The following is a 21,389-nucleotide window of genomic DNA, read 5'->3' as shown; positions in this document are numbered from 1 at the left end:
CGGCTTTGTTGTTCGTTCAAGCATTAGCTTAAAGCGCATCAAACGGCACCAGGCTCTCTTCCCGGATCAGCCCGCTCTTACAGAACCCCAGTAAATGCGGCCCTTCCAGCAGCGCATACAACTCAGCCAGGTCTTTATCCGAGCCTGTTTTGGAGATCACCAGGCTGTGCTCGGCTATGCTGCTTAGCGTAGCGCCGAATTTGTTCATGAGTTCCCACAGCCTGGCGTCCAGCGCCGGTTTGGCCAGGCGGTAGAAACCAACTTTCCTGAGGCCATCGTTAGCCGGGCAAAAGTTAACCGCGTATACTTCCACGATCTTTTGGAGTTTATGGCGGAAAGGTTCGATGACCGCTTCCGGGACACACGCTTCTAAAGTGATCAGCACCAGGTCGCTGATGTCCGTGCGGGCGACATTCAGGCTTTGCACATCATAGCTGCTGCGGTTAAAGTGCATGAGCAATTGGCCAATCAGACCCTTTTTGTCTTCGGCATGGATAGAGAAAATAAACTGGTTTTCGGAGGTTGCTGGCTTTTTCATGATTGGTTTGAAATAAAAAAAGCCTCCCGGGGTTTCCGGGAGGCTCGTATATGATGGCTTAATTAAAGGGCAATCAGGATACTCCCGGGGAAATCGGAATAATAATAATGACAGCCACCACGATAGTTATCGCGTTATAGATTCTGCTATATAATTGGTTGGTGGTCATTAGGCAGGCAAGATAACAAATTATTTTAAAATCCTAAAGTACCAGCCTAAAAGTCAGGTTGATGCGCGGCTTCGTCGCTTTGATAGACTTAGCGATGCGGTGTTCCCAATGCTCCTGCAGGCCGCTTTTCATCAGCAGGAAGGAGCCGTGTTCCAGCCTTACCGAATAATGCTCGCTGTGATCGGTCTTTTTACGGATATCGAAGCTGCGTACTTGCCCGAAACTCACGGAAGCGATGGTTGGCTGGCTGCCCATGATGCTTTCCTTGTCGCTGTGCCAGGCCACCGAATCGTTGCCGTCGCGGTAATAATTCAATAGGACGCTGTTGAAGCGGACGCCGGCCAGTGGTTCCACCAGCTCCCGGATCATTTGCAGTTCGGGTGTCCAGGGGAGCGTACCGGCAATGCGTTCCGTTTCACCATACCAGCAGGTCAGCCGCGGGGTCAGGTATTCCTTGTCCCACAGCTTTTGCGTGGTTTGCTTCCAGGGCGTTTCCCGGATAAATTGTTGCAGCAGGCGGTCACTCGTGGCTGTATCGAGCAGGCCGGGCGTATACGCCAGTAGTTTCTTGGGCAGCCCCTTGCTTTGGCCGGCTTCGGGAAAAAAACATAGTTGTTCGGTCATTTTGCTACCTCCTTAAAAGCCTGCATTTTGGGGAACTGCCCGGTCTCGTACCAGGCGGTCAGCGGCCGGTCGGCGGGAAAGCCATGCTCGGCGCGGTAGGCTTTGCGCTCGGCCGTGAAGTTCCACCAGCGCTTATTGTCATCGCGGTTTTCGATATAATGGACCAGCAGGCGGTAAGAATCCTCCACGCAGGGATCAGCCCAGCAGCCGCAGTGTTTTTCGAAGGCATCAAAAAGTTCTATGGCGGATTTGCCCTTGAGTTGCTCCAGGGAAAAGTAGCCCTGCGCCATCAGTTCTTTGGCAAAGCCGATGCCCAGCGAAGGAATGCTTTGGAATTCCGCCAGCGCAGCCAGTTCTTTAGCGCGTTGCGGCGAGGCGTTCAGCAAAGCCGCGATCTCGTCCGGCGCGTAATCGCGCAGCATTTTTTGGCTGACCTTGCGGTCTTTGAGCGCCCGCTTTTCGGCTACGCTCAGCTCATAATCAATGTTCTTCTTCATAAGTTTTTGAGTAGTTCGTCCATTTCTTTCTGGTGACGGTGATCGCGCCGGCCAGTTCTTCCTGTTCCTCGATGGTGAGCAACTCGCCATCATAGATCCAGTTATCCGCTGCATCAAACAAAATGCGGCCAAGTTCCCGTTCAAATAGCGGGTCATAGAGCCTGTAACCGTCTCCTGCGTCCGGGAAGATACGCACCCATCTTTCGGTCCTGGCCTTGATCGTTTTAGGGATATCGGGAAACAGTTATTTGTCATGAAAACAATGTGAGTAAAAATTTGTAAAAAAGATAAAGAAAATGCTAAAAATATTAGCATAACTTTATAGTCCCAAAAATGGAGGTCATATGGTGCCGTATAGTGTCGAAATCGAATTAGGAAATAAAATGTGCGCGTTGCTGGTCGAGCAGCTGCAAAACTTTGCGGATGTGGACGGCTTTTGCCGTTATGATGTGACTGCCGGTGAGCGGCGTTCGATCATCTACGTGAACGTCGAATATGAAGACCCGCAACCGCTGCAAACCGTGGCCGACGTGGAAAATTATTACGAGCTCATCCATTATATCGGGCAGCCGCGACAGGCCTACCCCGAAACGGATGATGAACTGTTTACGACCAGCGAACTGAACACCATCGCTGCGGCGATCCGCCAGTATAACCGGGAGGCGGGCATCCGCTTTCCGGAATTCAATTTTGATCTTTAAAACCAAGGGACATGACAGCGACCAAACAAGAAATGATCGATAAACTGCGCCAGGACCTGCTGGGCTGGGAAGGTTTCCGCCCGGTAGCGCCGGAGGAAAGGCAATCCTTTGGCCTGGGACCGATCGAAAACGCTTTTCCCAACCAGGTGTTTCCGACCGGCGCGCTGCATGAATTTATCAGCACGCGGCCCGAATTTACCGCTGCTATTGGCGGCTTTATTGCCGGCATTATACAGACCTTGCTGGCTAAGGGCGGCGTGTGTGTCTGGGTGAGCTATACGCGCCGGATCTACCCGCCGGCGCTTAAACGTTTCGGTATCAATCCCGACCGGATCATTTTTGTGGATGTGGTGCGTGAAAAGGATGTGCTCTGGGTGACGGAAGAAGCGCTGAAGTGTAATGGTATCGCGGCGGTGATCTGCGAAACCAGGCTGCTGAGTTTTATGGAATCGCGCCGCTTGCAGCTGGCGATCGAGCAAAGCCAGGTGACGGGATTTATTTTGCGGAAAGATGTGAAGGTGCTCAATACCACGGCCTGCACCGCCCGCTGGACGGTGAAGCCGCTGCGCAGCAAGCTGCGGCCGGGGATGCCGGGCGTGGGCTTTCCCCGCTGGCAGGTGGAACTATTGAAAGTCAAGAACGGGCAGCCCGGTTCCTGGGCGATGGAATGGAAAGACCGGCAGTTTACGCAGGTGGTGGAAGAAGTGATGACGGAAAAAGCGCAACGTTATGCCTAAGCGCTTTGTATCCATATGGTTCAAATATTTACTGACCGACCGCGAGGCCATCCGCCTTCATTCGCTCCGCGAATTGCCCGTGGCTTTTACCGAGCCGGATCACGGGCGTATGCTGGTCATGGCCATGAACGCTCAGGCCGAGCAGTACGGGGTGAAGCCGGGCATTGCTGCGGCCGATGCCCGTGTGCTCGCACCGGGCATCCAGCTTTTTGAAAACAAGCCCGGACGGAACATCAAATTGCTGAAAGGCCTGGCCGAATGGTGCCTGCGCTATACCCCGCTGGTCATGGTCGACCCGCCGGATGGTCTACTGCTGGATGTCACCGGCTGCACACATCTGAAAGGCGGCGAGACCGAATTTCTGAAAGATATGGTCAGCCGTTTACACGCTTTGGGTTATACCATCCGTCCCTCCATGGCCGATACCATCGGCTGCGCCTGGGCCGTGGCGCGCTGCGCCGAAAGCGGCCTGATCGTACCGGTGGGCGGGCAACGCAATGCGCTGATGCCCTTGCCGCCTGGGTCATTACGTTTGGGCCTTGACCTGTTGATCAAACTGCGGGAACTCGGTTTTTACCAGGTCGGCAGCTTTATCCATATGCCCAAATCCGTTTTAAAGCGCCGCTTCGGCGGCAATATGGTGCTGCGCTTGTACCAGGCGCTCGGCCAGGAAGCGGAATTCCTGCTGCCGCTGAAAGAGCCAGTCCCGTATTCCGAACGGGTCGCTTTACTGGAACCGATCCGTACCCGCGAAGTCATCGAAACGACTGTTCATGCGCTGATCGATACGCTGTGCAAACGGCTATATGGTGAAGGGCTTGGTTTGCGCAGCGCGGTGCTGACCTATTGCCGCATCGACGGCAAGTCGGGGCAACTCAGCATCGGCACCAATCATCCCAGCCAGCCCACCGATCATATCTTTAAGCTGTTCGCTTTGCAGTTTGACCAGGTAGCGCCCGGCCTGGGTATTGAGCTATTTATTTTGGACGCTCCGAAAACAGAACCCGCTAGCGACAAGCAGAACCTGCTCTGGAACGGCAAACCGGCAGTGGACAGCGAACAGGTGGCTGAGCTGCTCGATAATGTGGCCGCCCGTGTCGGTAAAGATCAGACACACCGCTACCTGCCGCAGGAGCACCACTGGCCGGAACGTGCCGCCGGAAACACGGCTGACCTGACGCAGACGCCGGAAAGCGACTGGCCGGAAGAAAGTATCCGCCCGGTGCAATTGCTGGAGCCGCCGGAACCCATCGAAGCGATGGCGCTGACCCCTGATTACGCGCCCCGGCAATTTGTCTACCGTCATGAGCGGCATATCATTGTGAATGCGGATGATCCGGAAAGGATCAGTCATGAATGGTGGATCGAGGATGGCGGCTACCGGGATTACTATGTGGCCGAGGACGAAGAAGGCATGCGTTACTGGCTGTTCGGCACGCCAAACGACTTGCCCGGCCAAACGCGGCGCTGGTTCATTCACGGATATTTCCCATGAGTTACGAGGAGCTGCAGGTCACGAGCAACTTCAGCTTCCGGCTCGGCGGCAGCCACCCGGAGGAACTCGTCGATACGGCGGCTGATCTCGGCTACACCGCTATTGCGCTCACTGACCGCAATACCTTTGCCGGTGTCGTCCGTGCCTATGTGGTCGCCAAAGACCGCGGCATTAAGTTTATTCCGGCCGTCCGGCTCGACCTGCTGGACGGACCGAGCCTGCTGGCTTATCCCACCGACCAGGCCGCTTACTCGCGGCTGTCCGGCCTGCTCACTTTAGGCAACCTGCGGGCTGAAAAAGAAAAATGCTTTCTCCATAAGCAGGACGTTTACGAATATGCGGAAGGCAGCATCTTTGTCATCATCCCGCCGGAAAAGATCACTGCCGATTTTGAGCTGCCCAAAAAATTAAAAACGAGGTAGCCGAATACCGTCACCATCTTAAAGACCTGTATATCGCAGCCTCCCGCACCTTTGCAGACGGCGACGCGAAACGCCTCTTCCTGCTGTCGGAACTGGCTGTACCGCTGGTGGCCACCAATAACGTTCATTATCATGATCCGTCGCGTCGCGAACTGCAGGACGTGCTGACCTGCGTCAGGGCGAAGCGTACCATTTTTAACGCAGGTTACCTGCTGCACCAGAATGCGGAGCGTTACCTGAAAGAAGCCAAAGAGATGGAGCGCTTGTTCCATGCTTATCCTGAAGCTATAGCCAACACCCAAAAGATAGCAGATGCCTGCCACTTCGATTTAAAGAGCTTACAATACGAATATCCCGATGAGCTGGTGCCTGAAGGGATGACCGCCGATGATTACCTGGCCGAGGTCACCTTTAAAGGCGCGCATGAATTCTTTGGCGAAAAGCTGGCGCCCAAATTAGAGAAGCAGCTCCTTTTCGAGCTGGACTTTGTCAAAAGACGCGGTCATGCCAAATATTTTCTGACAGTACATGATTACGTGGCCTGGGCACGTTCCCAAAAGATCCTTTGCCAGGGCCGCGGCTCGGCGGCGAATTCGGCGATGTGCTATTGCCTGGGCATCACCCCGGTCAATCCGATGAAGTACCGGCTCCTGTTCTCGCGTTTTATGTCGGATGACCGGCCCGAACCACCGGATATTGATGTGGACTTTGAGCATGAGCGCCGGGAAGAAGTCATGCAGTATGTATTCAGACGTTTTGGCCGTGACCGTGCGGCCATCCTACCGACCGTAACCGTATTGCAAAGCAAGGGCGCGATCCAGGATGTGGGCAGGGCTATGGGTTTACAGGTAGATACGGTTAAAAAACTATCCAAAGCTTTCGGGGAACTGGCGGATGAGCATATCGATGAAGAGACGATCATTAAGCTCGGACTGAACCCGAAAGAACGGCACTTGCGGAAAGTGATCCAGCTGACGGGCCAGCTCATCGGCTTCCCGCGCCAGCTTGGCCAGCACACGGGTGGATTCGTGATTACGCAGGGTAAACTCAGCGACCTGTGCCCGGTCTTCCATGCGCGCATGATCAACCGGACGAATATCGAGTGGAACAAGGATGATATCGACGCGCTCGGTTTTATGAAGGTTGACCTGCTTTCGCTCGGCATGCTGACCGCCATCCGCAAAGCCTTTGACCTCGCCAAAAAGCACCATGGGCTTGACCTGACGCTGGCGAATATCCCGCAGGATGACCCGAAGGTTTTTGAAATGGTAACTGCTGCTGATACTGCCGGAACCTTCCAGGTGGAAAGCCGCGCGCAGATGGTCATGGCACCACAGCTCAGGCCTAAAAACTTTTACGACCTGGCCATCCAGGTAGCGCTGGTCCGACCCGGCCCGATACAAGGTGATATGGTGCATCCATATATCAAGCGCAGGCAGGGCCTTGAACCGGTTACCTATGAATCCGACGAGATCAAAGCGATACTGGAACGCACGCTGGGCATCCCGCTTTTCCAGGAGCAGGCGATGGAACTGGCCATTGTCGCGGCCGGCTTTACGCCGACCGAAGCCGATCTTTTGCGCCGCAGTATGGCGACCTTTAAGTTCAACGGCCTGGTCAGCAAGTTTGAGCATAAGCTGATCGGCGGTATGACCGCCCGCGGCTACAGCCGCGAATTCGCTGAAAGGATCTTTAAGCAGCTGGAGGGATTTGGCAGCTACGGTTTCCCGGAAAGCCATGCCATCAGCTTCGCCCACCTGGTCTATGTTTCCTGCTGGATCAAATGCTATTATCCGGATGTCTTCGCCGCCGCCATCCTCAACAGTCAGCCGATGGGTTTTTACCAGCCCGCGCAGCTGGTGAGCGATGCTTACAAGCACGGCGTTTCCCTGCGTAACATCGACATCAACCATTCCGAATGGGATTATACGCTGGAAGAAACGAAAGGCAAATTCTGTGCGCTGCGCCTCGGCTTGCGCCAGGTCAAGGGCTTGCGGGAAGAAGACAGCCATTTCCTGACAGCGCCCCGGACGCAGGCCTTTACCCGCATGGAGCAGCTGGCGGAAGCCGGTGTGTCACAGGCCGGAATTGTCCTGCTGGCTAAAGCCGATGCTTTCCGTTCCATCGGCCTCGACCGGAGGCAGGCGTTATGGGAAGCCGAAGCCCTCAAAGACCGGCCCATCGGTTTGTTTGCCGGCCAGGCCTCCAACAGCGCTTTTGAGCCGCAGCTGCAATTGCCCTTTATGCAGCTTTCCGAGCATGTGCTACAGGACTATGCGACCACCGGCCTGTCCATCAAGGCGCACCCGCTCCGCTTCCTTCGCCCGCAATTGCAAAAGCTGCGCGCCCTGACCACCCGGCAGGTCAAAGGCGTAGCGAACGGGACTTATGTCCGTCTGGCCGGGATCATGCTGTTCTGCCAGCGGCCGGGGACTGCAAAGGGCGTATGTTTTATCACTTTAGAGGATGAGGATGACACCTGCAACCTGGTGGTCTTTAAACAGAATTTTAAGAAGTTTACCAAAGAGATTCTTTATTCTGATGTGCTTTGCGTGGAGGGGCGGGTACAGCAGGAAGGCGGCAGCACGCACCTGATCGTGACCAGATGTTACGACTACTCCCGGCTGGTCGGGCAGCTCACGCAGGATAAGGCGGCGGAGGCACGGCAGCTTAAAAATTCGACAGCGGCGAAAAAGGTTGACCCCTATGCCGATGCTTATTTCGAAAATACGCTGAGCGCCGAGGACTTGAAAAAGCCTTTTCCAAAAAGCCGGAATTTCAGGTAATTCGAAAAGCTAAAACAAACAAGCTTGCTGCGACACCTCCGCAACTTCTTCCTGGTGTTCGTCTGTGGGTTCGATAGACAAATCGATTGCCGGAAGTTTGGCATGGGCAAATGGCTCCGAAGGATCAAGCCTGGCTAAGAAATCGCTGGCTACCGGGCAGGCGTCCATTTGCTCGTAAGGATACTGGGTCGCCGCAATTTCCAATATTTCTTCTTTACTCAGGTCTCTGGAAATCCAGCGCCAGGCCAGATCATCGTTCAAAATAGTGGGCATTCGTCGTTTGGAATTATGCACCCACATCGCCAGCCGATTGCCAATAGCGGTTACCATGGCTACACTGTTCACCATTTCGCCGGTATCCTGATCCGTCCAGGGATTCCAGATAGCCGCGGTGAAAAAATATTCATGTTCCGGCAGGCTCACATAATAGGGATATTTATCCCGCGTTTTTAAGCGCTTGCCCGTCTTTTTATGTTTTTTGTAAATATGCCGCCATTCAAAATAACCGGTCGACAGGATCAGGCAGCGCCGGTGTTTAGCCGCATCGTAGAACATGGACCTGCCGCCGCTGCGTTCGCTGACAAAAAGGTTCTCTGCTTTGGCGTTGAGCTGCGGCTGGCCTTCGACCCATTCGCCCTTTTCATCCTTGTAGCCCTGCCGCATTCGCACCACTTCCTCGCGGTTGCGCAGGTAGTTCGGGATATATCCCCATTCCATTTGCACGATATCAAAATTGGTCTTATCCGGCGTGGCAACGACCACGGCGACTTGCGTATCGGTAAAGCCGCTGATCGCCCCTTTGTCCAGAAAGTCATATTTGCTGACCGCTCTTTCCAGATCCTTGAGCTTGATGAATTCCGCCCGGGTTACTTTTTGTCCATTGTAATAACACATCCTATTGCTGCTCCTTTCGTTTTGCCCGGATATAGTCCGCAATTAGCCTGCCAACTTCTTCGGCCTCTTTCTGGCGGCCCTGCGGCACGGAAGTCCACCATTTCTTGCGCCCCGGTTTTTCGGCAACGGTGATGGTTAGTGGCTTGCGCGTGCCGTTGAAAATGATCCGGAAGACGCGCATATCCTGCAAATGGTGCTCACTGACCTTTGCAGTTTTTCCTTCATACTCGATAACGAACGGCTCCTCCATAGGCTAAAATTAATCAATCCCCACAAATACAAGAAATGGAAGATAGACTTTTTAAACCTTACGCGCCTGCAAACATCCGCGGTTCCCCGCCAGGATTCGCTGTTGCGCTTTTGTTACTTTAACCGGTCAAACAGTGAAAGTCAATACCTGAAACTATCCCCGGCGAAATCGGTTAAGAATAGAGAGCAACTATCAATAATAAAGCCATGCCTGAAATCCCGGATCTAAATATCTTCTGCACCAACCTGGCGAAGCGGCTGGTTGGCAAAAAACTGGCCAGTATCAACATTTTGGTCCACCGGAGGCTAAAGCTGCCGGAAGCCGATTTCAAGTCGGCTTTGGAAGGACAAACCTTGACCGCCATCAACCGTATAGGCAAGCAATTATACTTTGTCTTTGGCGAAACGCACATCCTCAGCGTTCAATTGATGCTGTACGGATCGATGTACTGGTACGAGGGTGAAAACGAAAATAAATTTACCGTTGCCACCCTGGAGTTTGCTGGCGGCACCGGGCTCGCCATCACCGACTGGCAAAAAGCCGTTATCTTAACCCTCGACCCGGAAATATCAAAAGTTCCCGATGCCATGGAGCTGCCAAATAATTACCTCGAAACAGCGCTTAAAAAGATCTCCAAACCCATCAAAACCGTGCTGCAGGAAGGGAAGATCGTCCAGGGAATCGGCAACGCCTATGTAGATGAAATCCTGTACGCCGCGAATATTTCGCCGTTTTCCATAGCCAATAAAATACCCCAAAAGCAGCTAAACGTACTGACCAAAGCGATACCCGAGGTCTTAAGCGATGCCGAAGCACATATCCGCCATAACTTCCCGGATACGATCACGGAAAAGGAGCGCGATTTTTTGAAAATCCACCTGCCCAAACACAAGCTGACGCCAAAAGGAGAAGAAATCCTCGTCGCCGAAATCGCCAAACGAAAAACTTATTATACGGCAGGCCAGGAACGCTATGAATGATCATCGATACTGACCAGCCGTTTGATCAAAATCAATTGGAAAAACCGGGCCGTTCGCTTAGTTTTGCGCCCGCATGAAAACCGGTTTTGATCAATTTTCCGCCGACCTGAAGCGTTTGAGCGCACAGGGTGTCGGCCTTTTTAACGCGATGCAGAACGAACAGTTCCCGCAAAAGACGGCGGCGCATGTTACCCAGGTGTTAAAACAGGATTACACGGCCTTTCAAAAAAAGCTGCCGTCATTTGCCCATGAGTACCAAGCCTGGTATTCCGAAGCCCTAACCTTCCTTCGCCTGCTATTGCCGGACCGGGTTGCCGATTTCGCCCGGCTCTATGAAACACCGAAAACGCGCAAGGAAGTCAGGCCGGAAAATTACGTCATCGAAGACTACCTGCGTAATGTGACCATTACGGCAGGCTTTGATAAAAAGGTCATCGTCGGCCCGGATGCCGCCATTCCGATGATGCAGCAGCAAATGCAGATCCTAGATGCCGTAAAGATCACTTTTGAAAGCACGTTGTACGACCTGCAATTGCATTTGCAGGCCGATCTGCTGGATGCCGAACTTTCGGCGGCGGCGCAACTGGCGCGCAATAAACAATATCGCGCGGCGGGCATATTAGCGGGCGTCGTGTTGGGCAAACATCTTAGCCAGCTGGCGCGTATCCACCAAGTCAGGCTCAAAAAGAATCCGGGGATCAGCGAAACCAACGAAGCGCTAAAAAAAGCGGAGGTCTATGATTTTCATACCTGGCGTTATATGGAAGGACTGGCGGAGATCGTCCGGCTGTGTTATGCGGCCAAGGGCCGTGAGCCGGAAAAGCAAGACCTGGATCTCCTGCTGGACGGGATCGCTAAGGTGATCAAAATGATCTTTTAGCTTTCGAAACTTTTCACTATTTTAAACCGATGAAACTATTTATTGCGAACCTGCCGCACAAGCTTTCGGAAGCTGAACTCAAACAAATGCTGACCCAGTTCGGCCAGGTACATAGTGTCATGCTAAAGATGGATGAAGATGGGAAAAGAAAAGGCTGGGGATTTGTGGAGATGCCGGTGAATGATCAGGCAAAAGCCGCGATCTCGGCTTTGAATGAAAAGGAAATTTATGGCAGGAAGATCACTGTGAAGGAAGCGGAAGAAAGAGGGAAGGATTCGAGCGGTAATTTTCGAAAGCTGCGCCGGGAATACCGGGATAATAGCGGGGAGATCGACGGTAATAAGTGGTAAATGGGGCGCTTAGCGCCCCAGGTTGGTTTCATCCGGCCCGTCACCAGGCCGGGTCAGGAATGGATGATCCTCATAGTCGATCCGGTGTTGCTGACGCCACCCGGTAAGCAGGTGGTCAAGAAACCTCAACGCAATATATTGCTCCTGGCTATAGTTTAGCCGGGGCAAGTGCTGGAATTCCTGCATACAATAATTTTCCATTAGGATCACATTTTCTTCGGACCAGGAATCGAAGATAGCCTTGGCCGCCTCGAAATTCTTGAGTTCCGCTAATGGCAGCAGCAATTCGCCCTCGGGCGGATCATTATATAGCGCAGCTACTTCTTCGCGGCTGAGCTGGCTTTTGGTGACAAAGAAATTCTCGGTATAAGCCTCCTGCACGAACTGCCCGGCAGCCAGGGCCGCCTTCTTGTTAGCGACCAGCAAGTCGATGACTTCTTCCTCTGTTTTATAGGGCGCATTTTGGTACCAGAACCGTTCTCCCTCGAACCTGTAGCGATCCATATCATAGCCGTCTAAATAAATATCCTCCAGTTTGCTGTGCTGATAGTTGGTTTCGCCGTGCAGGAGCATGCCCGGTTCGTGGTATTGGTTTCGGTAATCCAGCCCGAAGTGATCTGCGATCAGTATTAACACGGAATGATCGGGCATGTATTTGGTATCAAAAGGATGTCGCTGCCTTCAATGCGGATATTATAAAAGTGTTTGTGTTCCTTTGGCAAGAACGCGGGAAGCTGGCCAAGCATTTTTTTTTGCCCTTTTTTCGCCATCCCGCCGAACAGGGAAAGCACACGGCAAGTTTTTTTTGATCGCCCGAGAAGGTCAGGCGGTTGGCGCACCAGGTTAACATCGTAAAAAGCGTTCAAAAGGGTTGTAAAAAACAGGGTTCCCAAGCAATCGCTGCCGGGAACCCCAACTTAAGTGTTATGATTTGAAAAACACCCGGTCTCACAAAAATGTAGTTCAAAGATAATCAACGGAGGCCATGTAGCTAATCAAAAGCGGACACCCGAATGTTCGATTTTATTACACGAGTTATATCGGCTTCTACTAGCTTACTGGTAATCAAACATTTATAAATTTGGAATGGCTATTGAAGCAGCCTATTTACTTTGAACGCATACATCTTACATATCAACCTGTATGACCTGGCTTGCCTGGGAACGATATTTGTCGGGGCTACCCAGTGCGTGCAGTTGTGGTGTGCTAAAAAGCCCAACCGGTCAGCCTATCTGTTTCTTGCCCTTGCTTTAACCACTATGGTGTTGTGGATGATACTGATTTTAGGAATTGACATTTTGCCCGATAATTACTTAACAAATTGGAGTCGGCTGCCGATGCAATATGTACTGGCGGTAGCGCCGTTTATTTATTTTTATGTACTAAAACTAACCCGGACGGGATATAAGTTCCGCCGCAAAGATCTGCTTCTTTTTTGTCCGTTTGTGCTTTCACTTAGCTTGCACGTTTTACTTGATCAGTTTAATTTCATCTTTCAATTACTGGCCTCGCTTTTCGTCATGAGCTACCTGTGGGCAGCAAACAGGCTGATTGACCGGTATTACCGACATCTGAAATTTAATGAATTAAGTGACCGGTACCGTTATGAATTACGGTGGCTGCGACGCATGCTTATCAGCCTGGGTCTGTCGTGGCTGTTATGGTTGCCATTTACCCTAATAAATTATTTTTTTTTCCACGACCAACTGGGTCACGAAGCTTCTTATCCGTTGTATCTCCTATCTGCAGTCATGATGATCCGGATCGCTGCGGCGGCGTTTTCCAGGCTGAACACAGAAGTACCGGTTAATGTGCAATCCACAAGGCTATTGCTGCCGGCGGAACTGAAACAAAAAGGCATCTGGCTTAAAGAGGCCATGCAGGCACGCCTGTATTACCGCGATCCGGATCTCAGCTTACGCTCGCTGGCACAAACACTTAATATAAATCAAAACGAACTATCCCGGATCATCAATTCAGCGCTGAAGAAAAACTTTAACGATTTCATCAATGCGTATCGCGTTTCGGATGTCGTTCAAAAAATGCAGGACCCAGCCTATGACCGGCTGACCCTTATCGGCATTGCGCTGGACGCCGGATTCAATTCCAAATCTACCTTTAACCGGATCTTCCGGGAGATGACAGGGTTAAGCCCGGCGGAATATAAACGAGCGTTGGAAAAAGAGCGCCCAACTTACACTTTGAGACCTTTTAACCGCCCCGTTGCGATAATTTTGCGTCACAAGACCGCTACAAACTGGTCTTATACAAAACTAACCCGCAGCTTTATGTTTAAGAATTATTTGAAAATCGCCTGGAGAACCCTGATCACCAGGAAATTTACATCGTTTATCAATATCGGAGGCCTCGCCCTTGGCATGTCGGTCAGCCTGATCATCGGTCTATGGATATGGAGCGAACTGAGCTTCGATAGAAGTATCCCGAATTACGACCGCATTGCCATGGTCATGCAAAATCATACCAGCAACAACCAAACGGAAACCTGGAATACACAGGCCTATCCAACGGGACAGGCCTTGCGGAGTAATTATGGCAGCGACTTTAAACATGTCGTCATGGCATCCGGTACCTGGCCGCATGTATTATCCTTTGGCGAAAATAACCTGAAGCAGAATGGTAATTTTATGGACCCCGGTATTACGGACATGTTGTCTTTACAAATGGCCGAAGGAAGTCGCGCCGGTCTAAACGATCCTTCTTCGATCCTGCTTTCACGTTCGGCCGCGCTGGCTGTTTTCGGTAAAGGAGAGGCCATGAATAAGACCCTGCGCATTGACCATGACCTGACAGTAAAAGTAGCCGGCGTTTACGAAGACCTGACTTCCAATTCCTATTTTGCTGACCTTAAGTTTATCGCACCCTGGCGCTTACTGGTGCAAAGCCAGCATTATGATACCCGTTTTACCAATCCCTGGGGCTCCAGCATGTTCCAGACCTTTGTACAGTTGGCAGATGGCGCGGACATGTCGGCGGTTTCTCAAAAGATTAAGGATGTAAAGCTCAATGCGATCCGGAACAGTAAGACGGCGGATGTGCATTCCAACCCCATGGTCTTCCTGCATCCTATGGCCAAATGGCATTTATATTCAGAGTTCAAAAACGGGGTGAACACCGGTGGCCGTATCCAGTATGTCTGGCTCTTCGGGATCATCGGTACTTTCGTCCTGCTGCTGGCCTGTATTAACTTTATGAACCTGAGCACTGCCCGCTCGGAAAAACGGGCGATGGAGGTAGGCATCCGGAAGGCAATCGGCTCGCTGCGCAGCCAGTTGATCATCCAGTTCTATACCGAGTCGCTGCTGACCGCACTGCTGGCTTTTGTGCTTGGGCTGGCGCTGGTACTGCTTAGCCTGCCGTTCTTCAACGGCATTGCAGGCAAGCAACTCGGCATTCCCTGGACAAACATTTATTTCTGGCTTTGCAGCATCAGTTTTTGTGTGTTCACCGCACTAATTGCCGGCAGCTATCCTGCGATCTACTTATCTTCTTTCCAGCCTGTGAAAGTACTGAAGGGCACTTTTCGTACCGGGCGGCTGGCTATGCTGCCGCGCAAGATGCTGGTTGTCCTGCAATTCACTGCTTCGGTAATGCTGATCATCGGCACGATCGTGATATTCCGCCAAGTCGAATTTGCGAAAGACCGGCCAGTTGGCTATTCCCGCAATGGCCTGATCACCATACCGCTGCAAACCGATGAGATCAATAAACAATACCAGGCCGTGAGGAATGACCTCATCAGTTCCGGCATGGTATCCGCGGTTGCCGAATCGGAAACGCCTGTTACGCAAACGTATGTCACCCAAAGCGGCCTCGATTGGCGCGGCAAAAGCCCAGCCCTTCAGGAGGAATTTACCAGTGTCGCTATTACTCCCGAGTTCGGGCAAACCATAGGCTGGAAAGTTGAACGCGGCCACGACCTGTCGTCCACTTTTCTCAGCGATTCCACCAGCTTTATTGTCAATGAAACGGCCGCGGCTTATATGGGACTGAAAGAACCGGTGGGTGAGACGATCCGCTGGAAGGGTAACGGCACTTATACTATTGTCGGCATTGTTAAAGACCTGGTGACCGGGTCGCCCTATGACCAGGCTAAACCGATGTTCTTTTACCTGCGCAAAGGACATTTATCCAATATGCTGCTGCGGATCAACCCATCGGTTAGCGCACACACCGCTTTAACTAAAATAGCCGCCATATTCAAGGAGTACGATGCTTCGTCACCCTTTTCTTATAATTTTGTGAGTGAAGATTTCGCCAAAAACTTTGACAATGAGGAAAGAGTTGGAAAGCTGGCCAGCTGTTTTTCTTTCCTCGCTATCCTGATCAGCTGCCTCGGCCTTTTCGGCATGGCCTCCTTTATGGCTGAGCAGCGTAAAAAAGAGATCGGAGTACGTAAAGTTTTAGGGGCAACAGTCCCGGCGCTGTGGGCAATGCTGTCTAAAGATTTTATCCGGTTGGTTCTCATTTCCTTGCTGATTGCCATGCCCCTGTCCTACCTTTTTATGGAACAATGGCTCCAGCACTATAATTACAGGACGGCTTTTTCCTGGTGGATATTTATATTAACGGCAGCCGGTACAATAGGCATAGCTTTATTAACCGTTAGTTACCAAACCATCCAGGCTGCGCTGGCTAATCCGGGCAAGAGCCTGAAGGCGGATTAACAGCGGGCGGGTGACAGAAAGTTTTCAATTAATTTAACCTGACATGACTAAAAGCAAAAGTTAGCCGGTTACTATGATATGAAAATTGAAGACCCTATAATTGATGTTATTTTTAGAGGAAACCTTATCACAATGCGGGCAGATTTGCCCGCGTATAATAAGACAAAACTACAGAAAAAGGTTTAATATCGGTCACACTTCCGTACCTGGCCCGGTACCGTTTTCAGGCTGACGCAGGTTGGTTGGCCAGTCCGGGATGGTGGCAATCTTTTGGTCGAGGATATGATCCAGCAGGTCGCCTTTATATTCAAAAAACATTGCCGCCCCAGGGATAACTCTTTTGCGCAGGGTCATAGCGGAGCGCCATAAAGTCCTGCTGATCGAGGGTAACCAGCCGGAGCGTGCTGCCGGCGAAGCTCGCCTCACCATAAATGCCATTGCTCATTTCGGCAAACCTGCTGACGAAGGAAGCCCCGTAAAATTGCGCTGTTTCGATCATCAGCTCCAGGTTAGGCTCCCCGCGTGTTTCAAATTCAAAGCGGTCCTGGCTGATCACGATATCGGTTATCACGCCCTTATCGGATTTGGCGAATGAGGGCAACTGGTAAAGCCCGGTTGATTCCTGTTTTTGCTGAATGTCCGCAAACATATTGCGGATCTTTTCCAGCGTGGCCTCGTCTGCCGAGAACACCACGCTATTGGAACACCAGTTGGGCATAGCAATAAATTAGGGGTAAAACAAAACCCGCTGTGGTCACAGCGGGTCGGTATTAAATTAGTTTTCAGCGTGCGGGCTTACGCAGCTGGTAACGCATATAGTCCTGGAACTGTCGCTCCATGCTGCGGCGCAGCTCATTTTTTTTCATGCGGCGGTTAAGCCCCCACAGGAAAAGTGCCCAGATGCCAAAGCCAACGGCGTAAAGCAGCAGCGGAGTTTTGGAATACAGGACCCCCATAAAAGCGCCGGTAGAAATAAAACAGGTAAATACCAGATAAACAAATGTTTTCATTACTATCAAATGATCGGATCTCTTGCTAAGCAACCTCGGGCAAATTGGTTGAAATACCCTCGTGTTTTATACCTTAAATATACTAAATTAATTAGTTATTTGACTGATTTTGAAGGAAAAAGTTTAATTAATTTCGTAAATTTTGTTGTTCAGCCGGGCTTGCTGCACATAGCCGCGCAGCGTATCCACCAGGTCGGAGGCGGGAATGCCCCGCAGCCAGATGACCGGATTCTCCGGGTCGGTGCTTTTCAGCGTCAGGTTCATCAAACCACAGACTTGTAATAAGAACGGCTGGGTCAAAATATAGTCCTTGACCCTAAATAATTCTAGCTGGTCGGTACGCTTGAAAAAGATGCCCCGGCGAATGCGGATGATCTCCGGCGTGATGGTATAGCAAACGCAGCGGATAAACCAAAAGCGGTAAAGCCCGAACAGGGCGGACAATAAGCTGATCCAGACCAGCCCCGGCCAAAAGCGCCAGGCCAGTAGTAAAAAGCCCAGGCTGCACAGCATAAAAGCCATGACATGCACAAAAGCAAAAACACGCGCAGGCCGGATCGTGATCACCTGCGGCTCATCAACTATCAAAGATTCCATAAAAATTAAGATTAATCAGGCCAGCAGTCCGGCCCTGGCCTTCAGCTCGTCAAAAAATGTGTTAAATGATTTTGGCTTGTCGGTGGCCATACCAAAGCGTACACCCGCAGCCTTTTCGAAGGCAAAAAGACTGAAGTGTTCCTGGCCGAAAGAAAATTGCCGGGAACGAAAGTTAACAACAACCTGTTCTTTTTCAGCCAGGAACACCGACAAAGGCCAGCCACGAATAGCAGCCGCCAGCTTCAGATCAGCCATGCGTCCCAACAGATCATTACCAAATAGCAGTCGAAAAGATTTACCCGCGAAATGCTCCCGCAGCCACAACGACTGTACATCGCTGACACCCGCGCCCAAGCTCACAAACAGTATATTTTCGGTCTGCGGAAAGGCAGGCAGTTTTTTGTTCAGCCAGGAAACGGCGTCGAGTGCCGAAGCGGACAGGATAACCAGCCGGACTTGCGGAAATTGCAGGTTACCGGCCAGCCAAACGCTATCCGTTACTGGCACCTTATGAAAAGCAAAACCGAAATGTTCGCTTTCTGCACCATAAGCAAACAGGGGGTTACCGATAGCATCCACCTGGTAAAAAGGCCGGAAGAACCTTTGTACTTCCGGCCTGATCGCTAAGCGCGTAAAATAAGGATGCATCAGCGGCTGATCGATTCGGAAATTTCCTCGTCCTCGCCCTTGTCAGCCTTAATATCCGGCGCAACGCGTTTCGCTTCAGCCTCTTTAAGTTTTTCCAAAGCCTGATTAAAGTTCTTACCCGGCGCGGCCTCCTGTTTCTTGTTAAACAGGGCATTCAAGCCTTTAAACAGGACATAAGAAACACCACCGTCGATCAATATCGAGGCGATCAGGGCCAAACGGTTGGCGCGGATCGCGTGTTTATCCTGCGCGGAATACTGAATGGTCGTACCATCCTCGGTTTCTACTTCCTTGCCTTTCCGGTAATTTTTCTTTTGTTCTTTGGTCAGGGGAATCCCGTTAATTTCATCGGGCGGAAAGATCTTGCCCGTATCGACTTCAATAAACTCATTGGTCTCGTTATCAAATTCGACCAGTACTTCACGTTTGTCGCCTTCGCCGTCACTGATGGTTTTGACCACATTCACCGCTTCGCCCTTTTCCAGGCTCTCCTTTTCGATATCGGTCAGGTATTCCGGCCCCTCGGCATATTTATAAATGGGATGCGCCAATAGTTCTACCTTGCCATCCTCATTGCGCCGCAAAGACAGCTTGGCATCCAAAGCCGGGATATGCAAACCCTGCTGTTCCAGGTTTTCCAAACGCAGCATATCCGTGCGCCGCCCTGCCAGCAATGCCGCCAGGTCGTCATCATCGATATGCAAAACGTTCCAGTCCGCCAGCCCCAGCTTCTGGAGTTCCTCCATCGGGAGTTCCTCCCGTTTAAATTGTTGTCTTAGCATAGCGATTACCTTTCGATCTGGAACTGTTCATCCAGGTATTGTTCTACGGCCTCGGTTTCATGATAAGCAGCTTCTTCGGCGGACGCGCCACGGTCAAGGCCCATTTCCTGCGAGTTGTTACGCGCATCAAGCAATTCCTTAAAAAGTCCGTCTTTGGCGCTCATCTTAAATTTTTGTTCACTGCCCAAATCCTGCATCTGGTAAACATTGTTTTTCTGCACCTTGATGACCTTAAACTCGGTGCCGTTATGCGGTATCACTTCGCCTTCGTTGAGTTTGGTCGGGTCGATCTTTGGCTGATCAATTTCGGCAGCGGTGTCCATAGCATTATCTGCCTGCTCGCCTTGTTCAGCTTCCTGCTTTTCCTCGATCTGCTGTTCATAGCCTAAAACCTTGTCTACGATCTGCTGCGCATCCGAGGCTGCTTTAAACAGTTCGGAGGGGTCTTGTTTCAGCATGAGCGACCAGCTTTGCACATAGCCCACATGGTCATTCAGGTCATAAGGCAAATTCAGTTCCTTGCTTAAAAACAACGATGCTAAATTGGTGCGCAATTCCTCGCTGATCATACCACCCGGATCGTTGCCGAGCTGCGGGCGGTCAAGCGCTTCCCGGGCATTTACCCGGTGCGCCAGTTGGTGCAGCGCCTCCGCATAATACTGTTCCGGGCTTGGGAACTGTTCCTGTTCCGGTATAATGATGGCATCCAGCTGGCGGTCATAAAACATATCGTCGCCGCCATGCTCGATCACGGCTTTGCTGTTATCCAAAATGAGCTGCGCGCGTTCGGCAGGTGAAAGGATGTTTGGCTCCTTTTCCCATTTTTGGATATTGCGCAGTTGCTCGCCGTTGAACAGCCAGGCATCTACCTGTTTGGGTTCTTCCAGCCTGATACGCTCGGTACGCTGCTTGCCGTTCTCTTTCAGCACCGGTTCGCCCGCAGCGTCCACCATTTTCTGGTACTCATAATTGGACATAAACTGGATCAGCGTACCGGTCGCGCCTTTCACCACCGCCGTATGGTTACGGTTGGCCTGGTTGGACGTGCCCCAGCGCGGGTCGTCCCGTTTCTGCATTAAAAGAATTAACGCCGACGGCCCGGCGTAGCGGTGCCCGCTTTCGAGGTTGAACGGCAACGCCGAATTCAAACTGTTGTTTGGCCGTTGAAAGATGGATGTTCCGGCTTTCAGGTCCGCGATCATCTTGTTCGTGATCTGTTCGGACAGGGGTTTAAAAGGTGTACTCATGGTTTTTCCTTATTTAATTTGTTAATTGATTGTTCGTTAAGCCCCGCAGAAAAAGCAGCGGGTTGACAGGAACCTGTCTCAAAGAAATACTGAAGTGTAAATGCTCACCGGTAACCCGGCCTGATGAACCCGTAACACCCAAAGGCATACAGGCATTCACCGAATCACCCGCCAGCACAAAGACCTGCGACAGATGGCCATACAAAATGGCAAAGTCGCCACTGATCAACCGGATATGCACGCCGGTTAGGGAATCATAGCCCACGAAATCCACTCGGCCGGGCATCACCGCAAACACGGTGTCCTGCCTGGCACGCAGGTCGATACCTGCATGAAAGCGTACCAAACCCGTAACGGGGTGGACCCGAAGCCCGTAACCTGAAGTGAGGGACAGATGCCGCAGCGGCAGACAGCATAAAACTATCCATAAAAGCTTATTCATAACCGCGTGCCTGAAATACCTGTTCGGTTGCTATGGTCAGTTCATCCTCCCTGCCCAATTCCTGCGGATTATTCCTGACCTGAAGTAACGAAGCGTATAAGCCGTCCTGCACCTTCAGTTTGGTTTTAGCGCCGGTATTTAAATCCTGTATATGGCAGGCTTTATGAATTGTATCGTCCAATACGTGATAAACGGTTCCGTTATAGGCGATCCTGTCGCCGCTCATCAGCCTGTCGTCGTTGACTTGGGCTGACTCCAAAGCAAGCGCCCTTTTTCTTTCAAAGTCCATCAGGTAGTCTGTGATGTGCTGTGCATCGGCAGAAGCTTTGAATAATTCGCCGGGATCGTCTTTGAGTACTTTGATCCAGCTCTCTACGTAAGCCGCATGCTGGCCGAAATTATGCCCGATGTTCAGTTCGCTGCCCAGCATCAGCGAAGCAATCTCGGCGCGTAATTCTTCTTTGGCATAGCCGGGACTGCCGTAACGGTTACTGAGATCCCGGTTCAAACGCGTTTCGTGACCACTCCAGTGCCCCTTATGCCGATATCGGCATAACGGCCATAATGCCGCGTGAATGATTATGCCGCACCGGATAGACTGGCTGGTTATTTAGGCCACTTTCCGGTGCGGTCATACGGCATAACTTATAAGTTT

At 51.5% G+C, this 21,389-nt stretch carries 26 protein-coding genes; 9 read left to right on the top strand and 17 right to left on the bottom strand.

The annotated features are described in order from the left end of the window. Positions 1–28: 28 nt before the first annotated feature. From BLS59_RS17045 to BLS59_RS31645, 4 genes are all read right to left on the bottom strand, one after another. Positions 29–538, bottom strand: a complete 510-nt coding sequence (locus BLS59_RS17045; protein WP_091150806.1) for a hypothetical protein — start codon at positions 536–538, stop codon at positions 29–31. Positions 539–740: 202 nt separating this feature from the next. After that, positions 741–1,331, bottom strand: a complete 591-nt coding sequence (locus BLS59_RS17040) for an alpha-ketoglutarate-dependent dioxygenase AlkB family protein (RefSeq protein ID WP_091150804.1) — start codon at positions 1,329–1,331, stop codon at positions 741–743. After that, positions 1,328–1,828: a helix-hairpin-helix domain-containing protein gene (locus tag BLS59_RS31650; protein ID WP_162842667.1), complete on the bottom strand. Its 501-nt coding sequence runs from the start codon at positions 1,826–1,828 to the stop codon at positions 1,328–1,330. Before BLS59_RS31650 ends, BLS59_RS17040 begins: the two co-directional genes overlap by 4 nt. Further along, positions 1,812–2,024 carry a hypothetical protein gene (locus BLS59_RS31645; protein ID WP_162842666.1) on the bottom strand — a complete coding sequence of 71 codons (213 nt, stop codon included), beginning with the start codon at positions 2,022–2,024 and terminating at the stop codon, positions 1,812–1,814. Before BLS59_RS31645 ends, BLS59_RS31650 begins: the two co-directional genes overlap by 17 nt. Before the next feature lie 148 nt (positions 2,025–2,172). On the opposite strand from BLS59_RS31645, the gene BLS59_RS17030 reads away from it, so the two are divergent. The 5 genes from BLS59_RS17030 to BLS59_RS17015 are packed head-to-tail and all read left to right on the top strand — an operon-like array spanning position 2,173 to position 7,969. Then, positions 2,173–2,529, top strand: a complete 357-nt coding sequence (locus tag BLS59_RS17030; RefSeq protein WP_091150800.1) for a hypothetical protein — start codon at positions 2,173–2,175, stop codon at positions 2,527–2,529. 11 nt (positions 2,530–2,540) lie between these two features. Continuing rightward, a complete protein-coding gene (locus BLS59_RS17025) occupies positions 2,541–3,266 on the top strand; it encodes an ImuA family protein (RefSeq protein WP_091150798.1) in 726 nt (241 codons plus the stop codon). After that, positions 3,259–4,761, top strand: a complete 1,503-nt coding sequence (locus BLS59_RS17020) for a Y-family DNA polymerase (RefSeq protein WP_091150796.1) — start codon at positions 3,259–3,261, stop codon at positions 4,759–4,761. The genes BLS59_RS17025 and BLS59_RS17020 overlap by 8 nt, the downstream gene beginning before the upstream one ends. Then, positions 4,758–5,183, top strand: coding sequence for a PHP domain-containing protein (locus BLS59_RS32285; RefSeq protein WP_240315260.1), 426 nt, complete (start codon positions 4,758–4,760; stop codon positions 5,181–5,183). Before BLS59_RS17020 ends, BLS59_RS32285 begins: the two co-directional genes overlap by 4 nt. Further along, a complete protein-coding gene (locus BLS59_RS17015; protein WP_317039772.1) occupies positions 5,168–7,969 on the top strand; it encodes an error-prone DNA polymerase in 2,802 nt (933 codons plus the stop codon). Before BLS59_RS32285 ends, BLS59_RS17015 begins: the two co-directional genes overlap by 16 nt. A 9-nt stretch (positions 7,970–7,978) precedes the next feature. Here the strand turns inward: BLS59_RS17015 and BLS59_RS17010 are convergent, their stop codons facing one another. Both BLS59_RS17010 and BLS59_RS17005 read right to left on the bottom strand, forming a co-directional pair. Further along, positions 7,979–8,863, bottom strand: a complete 885-nt coding sequence (locus tag BLS59_RS17010) for an SOS response-associated peptidase (protein ID WP_091150794.1) — start codon at positions 8,861–8,863, stop codon at positions 7,979–7,981. Between the two features lies 1 nt (position 8,864). Then, entirely contained in the window at positions 8,865–9,113 is a 249-nt protein-coding gene (locus BLS59_RS17005) for a hypothetical protein (protein WP_091150792.1), read from the bottom strand. 206 nt (positions 9,114–9,319) lie between these two features. Between BLS59_RS17005 and BLS59_RS17000 the strand changes: the two genes are divergently transcribed. From BLS59_RS17000 to BLS59_RS16990, 3 genes are all read left to right on the top strand, one after another. Further along, positions 9,320–10,093, top strand: a complete 774-nt coding sequence (locus tag BLS59_RS17000) for a DNA-formamidopyrimidine glycosylase family protein (RefSeq protein WP_091150790.1) — start codon at positions 9,320–9,322, stop codon at positions 10,091–10,093. A 73-nt stretch (positions 10,094–10,166) separates the two neighbouring features. Then, positions 10,167–10,973, top strand: coding sequence for a hypothetical protein (locus BLS59_RS16995; RefSeq protein ID WP_091150788.1), 807 nt, complete (start codon positions 10,167–10,169; stop codon positions 10,971–10,973). 29 nt (positions 10,974–11,002) lie between these two features. After that, positions 11,003–11,323, top strand: a complete 321-nt coding sequence (locus tag BLS59_RS16990; RefSeq protein WP_091150786.1) for an RNA recognition motif domain-containing protein — start codon at positions 11,003–11,005, stop codon at positions 11,321–11,323. A gap of 9 nt (positions 11,324–11,332) precedes the next feature. Here the strand turns inward: BLS59_RS16990 and BLS59_RS16985 are convergent, their stop codons facing one another. Both BLS59_RS16985 and BLS59_RS16980 read right to left on the bottom strand, forming a co-directional pair. Then, positions 11,333–11,974, bottom strand: a complete 642-nt coding sequence (locus BLS59_RS16985) for a DUF1281 family ferredoxin-like fold protein (protein ID WP_091150784.1) — start codon at positions 11,972–11,974, stop codon at positions 11,333–11,335. After that, positions 11,953–12,189 carry a hypothetical protein gene (locus tag BLS59_RS16980; protein WP_091150782.1) on the bottom strand — a complete coding sequence of 79 codons (237 nt, stop codon included), beginning with the start codon at positions 12,187–12,189 and terminating at the stop codon, positions 11,953–11,955. Before BLS59_RS16980 ends, BLS59_RS16985 begins: the two co-directional genes overlap by 22 nt. 246 nt (positions 12,190–12,435) lie before the next feature. Here BLS59_RS16980 and BLS59_RS16975 point away from each other — a divergent pair, with 246 nt between their 5' ends. After that, positions 12,436–16,008 carry an ABC transporter permease gene (locus tag BLS59_RS16975; RefSeq protein ID WP_091150780.1) on the top strand — a complete coding sequence of 1,191 codons (3,573 nt, stop codon included), beginning with the start codon at positions 12,436–12,438 and terminating at the stop codon, positions 16,006–16,008. Between the two features lie 192 nt (positions 16,009–16,200). Here the strand turns inward: BLS59_RS16975 and BLS59_RS32515 are convergent, their stop codons facing one another. From BLS59_RS32515 to BLS59_RS16935, 9 genes are all read right to left on the bottom strand, one after another. After that, entirely contained in the window at positions 16,201–16,326 is a 126-nt protein-coding gene (locus BLS59_RS32515; protein WP_262492957.1) for a hypothetical protein, read from the bottom strand. Next, positions 16,316–16,726 (bottom strand): DUF1281 family ferredoxin-like fold protein, encoded by a 411-nt coding sequence (locus BLS59_RS16970; protein WP_091150778.1) that lies wholly within the window; start codon positions 16,724–16,726, stop codon positions 16,316–16,318. The genes BLS59_RS32515 and BLS59_RS16970 overlap by 11 nt, the downstream gene beginning before the upstream one ends. A gap of 64 nt (positions 16,727–16,790) precedes the next feature. Next, positions 16,791–17,018 (bottom strand): hypothetical protein, encoded by a 228-nt coding sequence (locus BLS59_RS16965; RefSeq protein ID WP_091150776.1) that lies wholly within the window; start codon positions 17,016–17,018, stop codon positions 16,791–16,793. A 123-nt stretch (positions 17,019–17,141) separates the two neighbouring features. After that, a complete protein-coding gene (locus BLS59_RS16960; RefSeq protein WP_091150775.1) occupies positions 17,142–17,615 on the bottom strand; it encodes a PH domain-containing protein in 474 nt (157 codons plus the stop codon). 15 nt (positions 17,616–17,630) lie between these two features. After that, entirely contained in the window at positions 17,631–18,263 is a 633-nt protein-coding gene (locus BLS59_RS16955) for a hypothetical protein (protein ID WP_091150774.1), read from the bottom strand. Further along, positions 18,263–19,045, bottom strand: coding sequence for a DUF4099 domain-containing protein (locus BLS59_RS16950; RefSeq protein WP_091150772.1), 783 nt, complete (start codon positions 19,043–19,045; stop codon positions 18,263–18,265). Before BLS59_RS16950 ends, BLS59_RS16955 begins: the two co-directional genes overlap by 1 nt. Before the next feature lie 5 nt (positions 19,046–19,050). Then, the gene (locus tag BLS59_RS16945; protein WP_091150769.1) at positions 19,051–20,292 is read right to left on the bottom strand and encodes a zincin-like metallopeptidase domain-containing protein; all 1,242 of its coding nucleotides are present in this window, start codon (positions 20,290–20,292) and stop codon (positions 19,051–19,053) included. 13 nt (positions 20,293–20,305) lie between these two features. Next, the gene (locus BLS59_RS16940; protein ID WP_091150767.1) at positions 20,306–20,734 is read right to left on the bottom strand and encodes a M23 family metallopeptidase; all 429 of its coding nucleotides are present in this window, start codon (positions 20,732–20,734) and stop codon (positions 20,306–20,308) included. Beyond that, positions 20,727–21,311, bottom strand: a complete 585-nt coding sequence (locus BLS59_RS16935; protein ID WP_262492960.1) for a zincin-like metallopeptidase domain-containing protein — start codon at positions 21,309–21,311, stop codon at positions 20,727–20,729. The genes BLS59_RS16940 and BLS59_RS16935 overlap by 8 nt, the downstream gene beginning before the upstream one ends. Positions 21,312–21,389: the final 78 nt, after the last annotated feature.

The organism is Mucilaginibacter pineti (genome assembly GCF_900101875.1).
Lineage (GTDB): Bacteria > Bacteroidota > Bacteroidia > Sphingobacteriales > Sphingobacteriaceae > Mucilaginibacter > Mucilaginibacter pineti.
Note: the sequence above shows the minus strand (reverse complement) of the source record. Positions and strands in the feature narration are given on the sequence as shown.